At 67.6% G+C, this 12424-nt stretch carries 13 protein-coding genes; 4 read left to right on the top strand and 9 right to left on the bottom strand.

Features of this window, described 5'->3' with window-relative positions; translation table 11 throughout:
- Window positions 1-39: 39 nt before the first annotated feature.
- Both RT123_RS13590 and RT123_RS13585 read right to left on the bottom strand, forming a co-directional pair.
- Window positions 40-699 (bottom strand): trimeric intracellular cation channel family protein, encoded by a 660-nt coding sequence (locus RT123_RS13590; RefSeq protein WP_066552818.1) that lies wholly within the window; start codon window positions 697-699, stop codon window positions 40-42.
- Entirely contained in the window at window positions 696-1346 is a 651-nt protein-coding gene (locus RT123_RS13585; protein WP_313009657.1) for a DNA-3-methyladenine glycosylase 2 family protein, read from the bottom strand. Before RT123_RS13585 ends, RT123_RS13590 begins: the two co-directional genes overlap by 4 nt.
- A 78-nt stretch (window positions 1347-1424) precedes the next feature.
- On the opposite strand from RT123_RS13585, the gene gluQRS reads away from it, so the two are divergent.
- A complete protein-coding gene (gene gluQRS, locus RT123_RS13580; protein WP_313009655.1) occupies window positions 1425-2288 on the top strand; it encodes a tRNA glutamyl-Q(34) synthetase GluQRS in 864 nt (287 codons plus the stop codon).
- Here gluQRS and RT123_RS13575 read toward each other — a convergent pair.
- From RT123_RS13575 to RT123_RS13565, 3 genes are all read right to left on the bottom strand, one after another.
- The gene (locus tag RT123_RS13575; RefSeq protein WP_091750657.1) at window positions 2272-3081 is read right to left on the bottom strand and encodes a TIGR02186 family protein; all 810 of its coding nucleotides are present in this window, start codon (window positions 3079-3081) and stop codon (window positions 2272-2274) included. The two genes, gluQRS and RT123_RS13575, sit on opposite strands and share 17 nt — an antisense overlap.
- Window positions 3081-4004, bottom strand: coding sequence for a sulfite exporter TauE/SafE family protein (locus RT123_RS13570; protein ID WP_313009653.1), 924 nt, complete (start codon window positions 4002-4004; stop codon window positions 3081-3083). The genes RT123_RS13575 and RT123_RS13570 overlap by 1 nt, the downstream gene beginning before the upstream one ends.
- 96 nt (window positions 4005-4100) lie before the next feature.
- Window positions 4101-6971 carry a hypothetical protein gene (locus RT123_RS13565; protein ID WP_313009651.1) on the bottom strand — a complete coding sequence of 957 codons (2871 nt, stop codon included), beginning with the start codon at window positions 6969-6971 and terminating at the stop codon, window positions 4101-4103.
- 216 nt (window positions 6972-7187) lie between these two features.
- On the opposite strand from RT123_RS13565, the gene RT123_RS13560 reads away from it, so the two are divergent.
- From RT123_RS13560 to RT123_RS13550, 3 genes are all read left to right on the top strand, one after another.
- Window positions 7188-7406: a hypothetical protein gene (locus tag RT123_RS13560; RefSeq protein ID WP_039244005.1), complete on the top strand. Its 219-nt coding sequence runs from the start codon at window positions 7188-7190 to the stop codon at window positions 7404-7406.
- A 61-nt stretch (window positions 7407-7467) separates the two neighbouring features.
- Window positions 7468-7965, top strand: a complete 498-nt coding sequence (locus RT123_RS13555; protein ID WP_091750666.1) for a pyridoxamine 5'-phosphate oxidase family protein — start codon at window positions 7468-7470, stop codon at window positions 7963-7965.
- Window positions 7966-8058: 93 nt separating this feature from the next.
- Window positions 8059-8844, top strand: a complete 786-nt coding sequence (locus RT123_RS13550; protein WP_313009648.1) for a hypothetical protein — start codon at window positions 8059-8061, stop codon at window positions 8842-8844.
- 7 nt (window positions 8845-8851) lie between these two features.
- Here RT123_RS13550 and argF read toward each other — a convergent pair whose 3' ends face one another.
- From argF to RT123_RS13530, 4 genes are all read right to left on the bottom strand, one after another.
- Entirely contained in the window at window positions 8852-9766 is a 915-nt protein-coding gene (gene argF, locus RT123_RS13545) for an ornithine carbamoyltransferase (RefSeq protein WP_313009646.1), read from the bottom strand.
- Complete coding sequence (locus RT123_RS13540; protein WP_313009645.1) at window positions 9766-10959, bottom strand: aspartate aminotransferase family protein; 1194 nt, start codon at window positions 10957-10959, stop codon at window positions 9766-9768. Before RT123_RS13540 ends, argF begins: the two co-directional genes overlap by 1 nt.
- Before the next feature lie 120 nt (window positions 10960-11079).
- Window positions 11080-12084 carry a M20/M25/M40 family metallo-hydrolase gene (locus tag RT123_RS13535; protein ID WP_313009643.1) on the bottom strand — a complete coding sequence of 335 codons (1005 nt, stop codon included), beginning with the start codon at window positions 12082-12084 and terminating at the stop codon, window positions 11080-11082.
- A gap of 42 nt (window positions 12085-12126) precedes the next feature.
- A partial coding sequence (locus RT123_RS13530; protein ID WP_313009640.1) for an ABC transporter permease occupies window positions 12127-12424 on the bottom strand: 298 nt, incomplete at its 5' end.

Below are 12424 nucleotides of genomic sequence, written 5' to 3'. Positions count from 1 at the left end.
CGCCATGATTAGTGTGCAGCGTTTTCGTGACGTCCTGCCTCAGACCCGTCGCGCGTGGGTCGGGAACCCCGGCAGGGTCCAGCCCCAGCGCAAGGCGGCCGCGCGCAGCAGGAAGCCCGACAGCGCCGCGACGATGGCGGCAGGCCAGACGCCGACGCCCGGCGCCCTCAAGACCATATAGACCGTCGCCGCCAGGATCGCGGCCGTGACGTTGATCTCTCGCCGCAGCAGGATCGACGGCTGGCCCGCCAGAGTATCGCGCACCACCCCGCCGAAACAGGCCGTCAGCGTGCCCATGACGATGCAGATCAGGGCCGGCGCCCCGGCCGCCTCGGCCTTGGCCGCCCCCATGACGCCATAGGCCGCAAGACCGACCGCATCCAGCCACAGCAGGGCGCGAAACCGCCAGTCGCGCTGCCCCACCAGCCACAGGGCCGTCGAGGCGAACAGGCAGACCGCCAGATAGCGCCAGTCCTGCACCCAGAAGACCGGAAGGCCTAGCAACAGGTCACGCAGCGTCCCGCCGCCTACGCCGGTGATGGCGCCGAAGAAGGCGAAGGTGACCACGTCGTGCTTCTCACGCGCGGCGGCCAGGGCGCCGGTGGCGGCGAAAACCGCCACGCCGGCGAAATCCAGCGCGGTCAGCACGGTCTGCGGATTACGCAGCGGTTCGGTCAGAGCCGGATCGAGCGGAGTCATGCCGGCCCATCCAGCGCGATCTCGCCGCGCTTCACGCCCGTGTACCAGGCCCACAGCAGGTGGGTGGCGACCGCACGATAGGGCCGCCAGATCTCGGCGCGGGCATAGGCGCCCTTCTGATCGGGCCGCACCTCTGCGCCGTCCGCCCACCGGATCGCCTCCTGCAACGCCACGTCGCCGCCGGGAAAGACATCCAGCCGCCCCTCGCACATCATCAGATAGGCCTCGGCCGTCCACAGGCCCACGCCCTTCAGCGCCGTCAGGGACGCGATCGCCGCCTCGTCATCCAGGTTGGCCAGATGCTCCAGATCGATCTCGCCCGCGATCTGCGCCCGCGCGATCCCCTGACCATAGGTCGCCTTCTGTCGCGACAGGCCCATGCCGCGCAGCTGATCTAGATCATGCGCCAGCAAGAGCTCGGGCGTGATGCCGCCCATGCCTTCGCGCAGCCGCGCCCAGACTGAAGCGGCCGAGGCCACCGACACCTGCTGCTCCACGATCATGCGGAACAAGCCTTCGAACCCGCCGACTCTCAACCGCCATTCCAGCGGCGACGTCTGGGCGTCCACGCGGACGAGCGCCGGATCGGCGGCGACCAGCGCCTGGCGCGCGGCGGCGATGTCATCGGGCGTGGGTGCGAACGGCATTCGCCATGCTTACGGCCCGTCGCGCTTGTCGGAAAGAGCGGGGGCGCCGTTGAGGGCCGCAAACCGCTAAGGAGCGTCGTGATGTTCACGACCCGCTTCGCTCCATCGCCTACCGGCCGCCTTCACAAGGGCCACGCCTTTTCCGCCCTGACCGCCTGGACGGCGGCGAAGGCGGCGGGCGGGCGGTTCGTGCTGCGTATCGAGGATATCGATCCGACGCGATGCCGGCCGGAATACGAGGCGGGCATTCTGGAGGACCTGGCCTGGCTAGGTCTGGATTGGGAGGCGTCGGTCCGGCGCCAGTCGGATCATCTGAGCGACTATGCCGCCGTGATCGAAAATCTGCAGGCGCGCGGCCTGCTCTATCGGTGTTTCCGCACGCGCAAGGACATCTTGAGCGCCATCGGCGACGCACCGCACGGGGCGATGGAGGCGGCGAGGCCCGGTCCGCATTCAGCCGACGAGGAGGCGCATCTGCTGGCCTCGGGCGCGCCGTTCGCTTGGCGGCTGTCGCTGGATCGGGCGCGGGAGGGCTTGGGCGAAGCGACCTGGAACGGCCTGAGTTTCGTCGAGGAGGGCGAGGGTCCGAACGGCGAAACCGGCGTCATCGCCGTCGATCCCGAGGCGGCAGGCGATGTGGTCCTGGCGCGCAAGGATACGGGCGTCGCCTATCATCTGGCCGTGACCCATGACGACGCCTTGCAGGGGGTCACCCATGTCATCCGGGGCCAAGACCTGTTCGAGGCCACGCATGTGCAGCGGCTGATCCAGACCCTGATGGGCTGGCCGGCGCCGACCTATCGTCATCACACCTTGCTAACAGGGCCGGACGGGCGGCGCTACGCCAAGCGCGATCGATCGATCACCCTGGCCGAGCTGAGAGCCGGCGGATTGACGGCCGAGGGCCTGCGCGCCGAGCTGGGCTTCAGCTCCGCCGGCTGAAGATGCGCGAGGCGCCATAGCCGGTCAGGGCGGCCAGCACGACGCACAGCACGCCGTACAGCCACGGCCGACGGTGCGCGAACTCATAGATGTCGCGCTCCAACCCGACCTTCTCGACCGTCAGCGTCAGGTTCGACACCGACTGCGGCTCGCCGTCCTGAAACAGCCAGACCTCGGCGTAGTATTTGCCGGTGGGCGCCACGGTCGGCAGCTTGACCTCGGCGCGGAACAGGCCCCGGTCCACGAACTCCACCCCTTCGGAGTCGGTGTCATAGAGGGCGGCGGCCTCCTTCAGCCGGATCACCGCGCGGCGCCAATCCAGATAGTCGTCGCCCAGACGGCTGACGACCACGTCGCGCACGCCATAGCGGGTGACGGTGCGGCTTTCCTCGGGCGCGTCGATGCGCAGGTGATCGACGCCGACGCCCAGCCGCCGCAACTGGCCGAAGTCCGCGATGTCGCTGAGCGGGCGCGTCGAGGCGGTCATGTAGAAGCCGGGCGCGCCCTCGAACAGCACCGGCCGGCTGTTCAGCCAGACACCGGACGTGCGCGTCTTCTTGACCAGGCGGATCGGCGCGTCCGGCCCCCGCACCACCACCACGACGTCCGCCGGCTCTGGCGTCGGATTGAATACGGCGCCGTAGAGGACGATGGACGCGCCCCGGAAACTGCTGTCGACCCGGACCTGGGCGTCGGTCAGGGCGGCGGCGACGCGCAGGTCTCCGGTCGTCGCTTCGGACCGATCGAGTGGCGGGGCCGCAACAGGGGGCGGAGGGGGAGGAAGCGCCTGCATCAGTCGGCGATCCCCGGCGCGATCATGAAGATGTCGTTGGGCCGCACGAACAGATCCAGCCCCATCTGGATTCCGACCAGCAGAACGATCAGGCGCAGCGCCGCGCGCAGTTCCTCGGCGCGGAGCCGCCCGGCGAACCGCGCGCCGATCTGGGCGCCGACAACGCCGCCCAGCAGCAGAATGGTGGACAGGACGATGTCGACCGTCTGGTTACGCCCGGCCTGAAGAATGGTGGTGATGGCGGTGGTGATGATGATCTGGAACAGGCTGGTGCCCACCACCGCGCCCGCGCGCATGCGCAGGATATAGAGCATGGCCGGCACCAGGATGAAGCCGCCGCCCACCCCCATGATGGCCGACAGGACGCCTGCAAAGACGCCCAGGCCGAACGGCGGCAAGGCGCTGATATACAGACCCGACTTCGGGAACTTCATCTTTAGCGGCAGACCATACAGCCACATCGGCCGCCGACGCTGCTTGTGCGGCGCGGGCAAGCCCCGACGGCGGCGCAGGATCTCGGACAGGCTCTCGTTGAGCATCAGAATGCCGATCGCGCCCAGGAAGACGAGATAGGACAGGGCCACGACCAGGTCGGCCTGGCCCAGAAGGCGCAGGTAGCGAAACAGTTCGACCCCCGCCAGGGCGCCGGCGGCGCCGCCGGCCGCCATCACAGACCCCATCTTGAAATCGACCGAACCCGCCCCGGCATAGCGGATGACGCCCGACGTCGAGGATGCCACGACGTGGCTGGCCTGGCTGGCGACGGCGACGGTCGGTGGAATGCCCAGGAAAACCAGGATCGGCGCCATCAGGAAGCCGCCGCCGATGCCGAACAGGCCGGACACGAATCCGACCACCGCCCCCAGGATCACCAGGGTCGGCCAGTTCACCGAAACCTCGGCGATCGGCAGATAGATGTCCAAAGGACGCGCCTTCGGCTGGAGCGGACACAAGAATCGCCGTCAGGCGGGCGAGGTCGGGGACGACGGGCGACCGATAGCCGCCCGGCGCCTAGGAATCTAGCCTGTCGCCTGGGCTTGGGCCTGCGACTGACCCTGCGACTGGGCCACGAAGGCGTCGGCGGCGGTGCGGGCCGCGCGCTGGGCCGTGGCGCTGGCTGTCGGACGCAGGCGCGTCACGGCGGCCTGGGCCTCCGCATCCCCGCCGCGCGCGGCGATCATGTACCATTTCAGCGCTTCGGTCGGATTCTTGGCCACGCCGTCGGCGCCGGTCTCGTAGATGCGCGCAACATTATACTGGCTGTCCGGCAGCCCGCGCTCGGCCGCGTTCAGCAGCCAGGTCAGGGCCTCGGCCTGATTGGTCGCGCCACCGTCGCCTTCATAGAGCTGCATCCCATACAGATGCATCCCGCGCGGATCGCCGCCCTCGGCCGCGCGACGGCCCCACTGACGGCTTTGGGCCGGATCGGCGGGCACGCCATTGGCGCCGTCCAGATACAGCTGACCCAGATAGGTCTGGGCGGGGGCGTAGCCTAGGTTGGCGGCGCGCTTCATGCCGTCCAGGCCAGAGTTGTCGCCCGCCTCCAGCTTGCCGATCGCCGCCTCATAGTCCGCCGCGCCGGGGCCGCCGATGTCGAAGGTCGCTTTCGGGCCGATCGGCGTCACCGCCGACGCGGCCAGCGGCACGGCGCCGTTTGTCGTCGAGCCGCCGCCGAAGCTGGGCATCTCGAAGTCCGGCGCACCGCCGTCGGTCAGGGACAGATAGCCATAGACGCCCCCGGTCAGGGCGACCGCCGTGACCGAAGCAAGAAACGCCTTCTTGACCGTCGATCCGTCCTTGGACGCCTGCCGGTCCAGCCGTTCCTGCAGCTTGGACTTGCCGCCGCGCTTCAGGCCAAAGCCCGACCGGGGCGCAGGTTCCGGCTCGGCCGGCGCGGTGATTGCAGCACGAGCGGCGTCGATGGTGCTGCGGGTCGAGGCGGCGCGGCCGGCGGCGGCGGCGGCTTCCATGCTGGAGCGCAGCCGGCGCGGATCCACGAACTCGGTCTCGCCGCCGAAATCGTCGTCGTCCGCGTCCAGGACGGCGGCGTCACGCTTTTCGGCCGGTGCGGTCGAGAAGCCCGGCGACGTCGCCTCCAGCGCATCCTCGACATCGGCGCCGCCGAAACCGCTGAAGGGCTGGATGATGGGTTCGACGCCGTCGGGATCGACTTGGCGCATCGGCATTTCGTCGGCCAGCGCCTCGGCGGGCTCGGCCTCGGTCTGGGCGACGGGGGCCGACGGGAAGGGCGCAGCGGTCGCGACTTCGGGCGCCACCGGATCGCTGGACCAGGCGTCCTGGTCGGTGAAGGTCTCATCGGGGAAGGCGGCGGCGCGCCAGTCGCCTTCGATGGATGCGGACTGGATCGGCGCCTGTATGGTCGCTGAGGCGGCGCGTTCTAGCACCTGTCGCGCCGGGGTCCACGCCGGCTCATTGTCCAGCGGCTTGTCACGGATCGGCGTCGGCGCGCGGGCGTCGATGCTTTCGCGGGCCTCGGCCAGCAGACGGGCGGTGCGCTCCTCGCTCAGACGCATCCGCTCGGCCAGTTCGCCGGAGGCGCGGTCGTAGCGCTGCTCGATCTTGTCCGAGCTTTCCGACAGACGTCGGCCGATGTCTTCCAGCGCCTGCTGCGAGCGGCGCTCGGACTGGGCGATGCGATCGCTCAGCTGGTCCGAAATGCGGGTGATCTCGCCGCCCAGCTTCTCCAGCGCGATGGCGTGGCGATCGTCGCTGGCGGTCAGACGTTGGTCGACGCGGTCGACGTGGCGGGCGAAGTCCTGGTCCAGACGCGCGGCGCGGCGGGCGACCTCGGTTTCGATGGTCTGGCTGACGACGTCGGCGGCGGCGCGGGCGACGGCGTCGGTGCGACCATCGTTGTCCGTCTCGACCTTCTTGACCCGCGCATTCAGGTTGCGGGCGATGCGCAGGACCTCGCGGCCCATGGCCTCCAGGCCGATGGCGCCCTTCTCTTCGGACGCCTTCAACTGATCGCCGACGGCCTGGACGGCGCGTTCGATACGGTCGATGCGCGCCCCGGTTTCGGCGGCGTCCAGACGCTGCATCATCTCGGCGCGATTGGTGTCGATCTGACGCGACAGGCTTTCGGCCAGCTTCTCGAAACGGGCCAGGTCGCGCGCGCCTTCCGGCTCTACGCGGCTTTCGGCCGTCCGCATCCGCTGATCCAGCGCGGCGAACGAGCGTTCCAGCGTCTTCAGGGCTTCGGTCGTGCGGTTCTGGGCCTCGTCCAGACGCGCGCTGACCTGGGCCAGCATTTCCGTGCCGACGCCGGGGCCGGCGGCCTTCTCGACCGCCTCCATTCGCTCGCGCAGATCGCTGACGCCCAGACGCTGGCGTTCCTCGATGTCGTACAGGCGCCCGGTCAGCGCGCCCAGGGAGGTCTCGATCTTGCCGAAGGCTTCCTGGGTCGACGGGCCGGTGTCGCGTTCGAAGGCGCGCAGGCGGCGATGCCCTTCGCGCAACTCCTCAGCGATGTCGTCGATGCGGCGGGCTGCGCCCTGGGCCTCGGCCTCTTGGCCGTCCAGCCGACGCATAAGCCCCGCGACAGCCTGATCCACGCCCTGAATGGCGACGGTCGAGCGACGTTCGGCGGCTTCCAGCCGTGCGGCGATCACATCGATGGAGGCGCTGATCCGCTGCTGGCTGTCTTCGACCTCATAGGCGTCGTCCAGACGGCGGCTGCGGTTGCGGCGTTCGTATTCGGCGGCCTGGGAGCGACGCGGCAGGGTGGCGTAGCCCTCCTCCTCGTCTTCCATGATCATGGAGTTGAGCCATTCGCCCAGCGTCATGCCGGACCGGCGCGCCAGATCCTTGGCGACCTCGCGTGCTTTGGGATCGATTCCCTTAACGCTCCACGGCGCTGCAGCGCTCACTGATTCGTCTCCCAGCCCATGCGACGAAGGCTATACCGTCAATATCGAGGGTGTAAACTGATGGTTAACCGCAATATCTAGCAGCGATATTCCAATCCTGTGGACATCGCGCCAGACAGCCGGATTTGTGAATCATCTCGGTTAACGCGGCATGAAGATTAACCTCCCGGCAAGGGTTCGCTTGCCAAGCGGCGCGGCTTTCGCCACCTGCGGCGCATGAGCCTGACCACTACCCTCGTCCTGCTGGGCGTCGCCCTCGCCGTCATGATCTTTTGCGGATGGCGCGGCGCCCGGCCGCCGGATCCGTTCAAGGGACCGCGCCTGATGCCGTGGCGGTTCCTGATGGTCGGCGCGGCGGCGATCGCCATGCTGCTGCTGATCCACCTGGCGACGCTGTTCGGCGCAGAGCGTGCGCCCTGGATACCCGGCGCCTAGAGACGGGAACCCGATCACGGCCGGTCGGTTGAACCTTGCGAACCACTCAAGGAGAGACCGCGTGTCCGACAAACTGACCCCCGCCGAGGCCGAGAAGGAATTCTGGAAGAGCCTGAAGGAGTCCAACACCGGCATGCTGGGCATCGATCGCCCCGGCTATCACCACCAACCCATGACCGGCTTCGGCGAGGACGAGACGGGGACCATCTGGTTCTTCACCCGCGACGACACCGATTTCGCCCGTGACGTCGCCGGCGGCGGTCAGAACGGCATGTTCTGCTACCAGGCCAAGGACGGCAAGGTTCAGGCCTGCATCCACGGCCGCCTGGCCATCGATCAGGACCGCAGCCGCATCGAGAAATACTGGAACCCCGTCGTCGCCGCCTGGTACCCGGACGGCAAGGACGACGCCCACCTGACCCTGGTCCGCTTCGACGCCGACGACGGCCGCGTGTGGGTGTCCGACAAGGGCGCACTCGGCTTCGGCTATGAAGTTCTCAAGGCCAACCTGACCAAGAGCGTCCCGGATGTCGGCGGCGTGTCGGACGTGAAGCTGTAAGAAGACTGACGCCAATAAGCAGTCCCAGCGCACCACAATTCCGCCCTCAAGGTTGCGTCTTTCGCAACTCGATAGCTTCAGGGGGATGTGAGAATGCTGGGACTGCTGAGCGCGGCCATCATGGCCTGTTCGCCGCCGGATGGGACGACCGCGCTCTTGGAAAGGCCCGAACGGGTCATCATGATCGGCGAGTTACACGGTACGGAAGAGGCGCCGCGCGCCGTCGGCGAAATCGCCTGCGCTGCTGCGGAGCAAGGGCCTGTGGTTGTCGCACTGGAACTTGAAGATACGCTCCAACCGACTCTCGATGCGTTCATTTCACAGCCGGACGAGGCGAGTGCATTGGCCACGTTAAGTGGCAGCTCTCTTCTGAACCGCGCGCGTCAGGATGGACGCACCAGCAAGGCTCTTCTGGCTCTGTTGCAAAAGGTGCGGATGCTCAAGGCGTCGGGACGCGATATCTCGGCCCACCTTTTCCAGCCCAGCATGACCCGCGGGCAAGAACTCGATCAGGCGTGGTATGAGCTGAATATGGGCCAGCTTCTCAGCGAGGCGCGCCAGAACAGACCCGATGCGCGCGTGATCGGACTGGCGGGCAATATCCACGCGCGCAAGACGACTCTCGCCAGATATCCAGACATAGGCATGCCCGCGACCGGCCATTTGCCCACGAGAGAAACATTGAGCCTGAGGGTCGCCCAGCAAGGCGGCTTTGCTTGGAATTGCGGGCGGGATGCCTGCGGCGTCAATCCTTTGATCGCCAGCGATGCCGACCAGGTGCGAGGCGTCATCCTGACGCCAGTAGAGGACGGCGCCTACGACGGCCTGCTGGCGCTGGGACCGTCGACAGCCTCGCCGCCGATCAGCGGCGAGGACTGAGCGCAGATCAGCCGCCGAAGCACCAGGCCAGAACGGCCTTCTGGGCGTGGATGCGGTTTTCGGCCTCGTCCCAAACCAGCGAGCGCGGCCCGTCGATGACGGCGTCGGTGACTTCCTCGCCACGGTGGGCGGGAAGGCAATGCAGGAAGACCGCTTCGGGATCGGCGAGATCCATCAGGGCTTCGTCGACGCCGTAATGTTCGAACGCCGACAGGCGCGCCTCATAGTCCTGATCCCCCATGGAGACCCAGGTGTCGGTGACGACGACGTCGGCGCCCTTGACCGCCTCGCGCGGATCGCTGGTCAGGGTGACGGCGTCGCCGCCCTTGGCCAAATCACGTAGGTCCGGGTGGTATTCCGCCGGGCAGGCGACGTTCAAATGGAAGCCGAACTTGGGCGCCGCGTGCATGAAGCTGTGGCAGACGTTGTTGCCGTCGCCGATCCAGGCGATCGTCTTGCCGGCGATCGGTCCGCGATGCTCTTCGATCGTCTGCAGGTCGGCCAGGATCTGGCACGGGTGCGACCGGTCGGTCAGGCCGTTGACAACCGGCACGGTCGAGACGCGGGCGAAACGCTCCACATCCTCATGATCGTTGGCGCGGATCATCACCGCATCCACCATGCGCGACAGCACGCGGGCCGTGTCCTCGACCGGCTCGCCCCGACCCAGCTGCATGTCCGAGGCGGTGGCGATGATGGACGAGCCGCCCAGCTGGCGGATCGCCGCGTCGAAGCTGAACCGCGTGCGGGTCGAGTTCTTCTCAAAGATCATCGCCAGGACGCGATCCTTGCCGGGCGCATCGACGTCGGCGCGACCCTGGGGCCAGCCCTTGCGGGCGGCCTTGCGGGCATGGGCGTCGTCCAGGATGGCGCGCAGATCCGCCGCGTCCAGCCGGTGGATGTCGAGGAAGTGCCGGACCATCAGGCCGCCAGCTTTTCGCGGGCGACCTCGCAGGCCGCCTCGAAACGGGCCACGGCTTCGCGGGCCTCGTCCAGCGTCAGGTTCAGCGGCGGCAATAGGCGCACGCAATTGTCGCCCCCGCCGGCGATCAGCAGCTGCTGCGTGTCGCGCGCCAGGGCCATGAACTCGCGATTGTTCGGCACCATCTTGATGCCGATCAGAAGGCCCTTGCCGCGCACGTCGGCGATCACATCGGGGAAGCGTTCCTGAAGGCCCGCGAACTGCTGCTTCAGGTAGCCGGCGATCTCATTGACGTTGTTCAGCGTCTCGGGGCTGTTGATCAGGCTCAGCGCCTTCTGGCCCACGGCCATGGCCAGAGGGTTGCCGCCGAAGGTCGAGCCGTGAACGCCGACCGTCATCCCCTTGGCCGCCTTGGCCGAGGCCAGGCAGGCGCCGATGGGAAAGCCCCCGCCCAGGGCCTTGGCCACAGCCATGATATCCGGCGCCATGCCCGCCCATTCGTGGGCCCACAGTTTGCCAGTCCGGCCCATGCCGCACTGGACCTCGTCGAAGATGATCAGGACGCCGTGTTCGTCGCACAGCTCACGCAGGCCCCGCAGGCACTGTTCGGGCATGGCGCGGCATCCGCCCTCGCCCTGCACGGGCTCGACGATGATGGCGGCGGTCGTGGGGTTGGCGATGGCGGCCTTGATCGCCTCGTGGTCGCCCCACTTCAGCTGGTGGAAGCCCTGCATCGGCGGGCCGAAGCCCTCGGTATAGCTGGGGTTGGCGGCGGCGTTGATCGCGCCATAGGTCCGACCGTGGAACGAGCCGTCGAAGCCGTAGATGTCGATCCGCTCAGGCGCGCCGTTGGCCGAGTGGTATTTGCGCGCCGTCTTCAGCGCGCATTCGACGGCTTCGGTGCCCGAGTTGGTGAAGAACACCACGTCGGCGAAGCTGGATTCGCAAAGGGCGTCAGCCAGCGCTTCCTGACCCGGAATGCGGAAGATGTTGGAGACGTGCCACAGCTTCTCGGCCTGATCCTTGACCGCCTGTACCAGTTCGGGGTGGGCGTGGCCCAGGCCGTTGGTCGAGATGCCGGCGACGCAGTCAAGATATTCGGTCCCGTCGGTCGCCCACAGACGCGCGCCTCGGCCGCGTTCCACTTCCAGCGGCGCGCGATTGTAGACACCCATCAGATGTTCAGTGGACACGGGACCAAGACCTCCAAAAGCGAGACGGCCCCGGCGCGAGCGCGACGGAGCCGGATCAATACGGTCAGGCGTTGTCGGATGAGCGACGGCGTTAGTCAACACCGTCGCTCCGCAGGGTTTCTACTGTTCGGAGGGCGCCGAGGTCGCCGGCGCGGTTTCGGCGGCGACGGCCGCATCCTTGGCCTGGATTTCGACCAGCTTCTTGTCCAGGGCCAGGCCGAGATCGGCAATGAATAGGCCGAAGCGGGCGACGTCGACGCCCTTCAGATACGACAGCTTGTCCTCGGTCGAGTGGATGCGCTGGAAGACGGGCGGGACGAAGCCCTCCTTCAGGCCGTTGTCCTTGCCGCCGTTGAAGGCCAGCCACATCTGGTGGGCGCCGACCGCATCCTGGGTGCCCATCGACACCACCGGCACGCCGGCGGCCGAGAAGGCGCGGTCGTCGCTGGGCGGATAGGTCGGATAGGGCATGCAGTCGAAGCCGCGTTCGGCGCACAGGCCGCGCAGCGTCTCCAACACGAAGGCCGACTGCGGCCCATTGTTCTCGCCATACATGACCGTCTGGCCATAGGCGGCGACATCGGCGTTGATGACGGCGGCGATCCGGTCCTTGCCGTGTTTCTCAAGGAAGGCCTTGGCGCCCAGAAGGCCCAGCTCTTCCTGGTCGGTGAAAACGAAAACGAAGCGGTGGGCGACCGGCTGGCCTTCCAGCGCCATGTCCAGCGTCTTGGCCGCCTCCATCATCGCCATGACCGAGCCGACGTTGTCGACGATGCCCTGCGACAGCGTCCCGTCACGCAGCTTCACCGCGTCATAGTGGGCGGTCAGCACGATGTCCTTGGCGCCCTCGCCCACCGTGACGACGACATTGGCACCTTCCATCGGGCCGGTGGCCTGGTTGCCGCCTTCGAACGTCTGAATTTCGGGCGTGAAGCCCAGCGTCGTCAGGAAGCCGACCAGGACCTGGGTCCGCTCTGCGTTGGTGGGCTTGATGAACTGGGCGGCGCCGGCGGCGATGTCGGGGCGGTCGCCGGCTTGGGGCGTCGCTTCCTGAGCGAAGGCGGGCCCAAAAGCGGATGTGGCGGCGAACAGGGCCGTGGCGGCGACGAGCGAACGAAACAGCATGAAGCGGACCTCTCGGGGGAGCGATCCGCAACAGGTAGCGATCTAGCTCTTAAGACGCCAGCCCGAGCGGAACACCAGCCAGCAGACCACGCCCATGACGGCCATCAGCACGGCCGACCCTATGACGCCGACCGTCAGATTGCTTTCGGCATGGCCGATGAAGCCGTAGCGGAAGCCGTCGATCAGATAGAAGAAGGGGTTGTAGCGGCTCAGCGCCCGGAACGGCTCGGGCAGGTTCTCGACCAGATAGAAGGTCCCCGACAGGAAGGTCATCGGCATGACGATGAAGTTTTGGACCGTCGACAGGTGGTCAAACTTCTCGTTCCACAGCCCCGCCAGC

Source organism: Brevundimonas vesicularis (genome assembly GCF_032067225.1).
Taxonomy (GTDB): Bacteria; Pseudomonadota; Alphaproteobacteria; order Caulobacterales; family Caulobacteraceae; genus Brevundimonas; species Brevundimonas vesicularis_F.
This window is presented reverse-complemented; position numbering and strand designations above follow the sequence as displayed.

Coding starts and splice junctions, on each gene's coding strand:
- RT123_RS13590 (WP_066552818.1), bottom strand. CDS start 699: ATGACTCCGCTCGATCCGGCTCTGACCGAACCGCTGCGTAATCCGCAG.
- RT123_RS13560 (WP_039244005.1), top strand. CDS start 7,188: ATGAGCCTGACCACTACCCTCGTCCTGCTGGGCGTCGCCCTCGCCGTC.
- RT123_RS13535 (WP_313009643.1), bottom strand. CDS start 12,084: ATGCTGTTTCGTTCGCTCGTCGCCGCCACGGCCCTGTTCGCCGCCACA.
- RT123_RS13550 (WP_313009648.1), top strand. CDS start 8,059: ATGCTGGGACTGCTGAGCGCGGCCATCATGGCCTGTTCGCCGCCGGAT.
- RT123_RS13585 (WP_313009657.1), bottom strand. CDS start 1,346: ATGCCGTTCGCACCCACGCCCGATGACATCGCCGCCGCGCGCCAGGCG.
- RT123_RS13575 (WP_091750657.1), bottom strand. CDS start 3,081: ATGCAGGCGCTTCCTCCCCCTCCGCCCCCTGTTGCGGCCCCGCCACTC.
- argF (WP_313009646.1), bottom strand. CDS start 9,766: ATGGTCCGGCACTTCCTCGACATCCACCGGCTGGACGCGGCGGATCTG.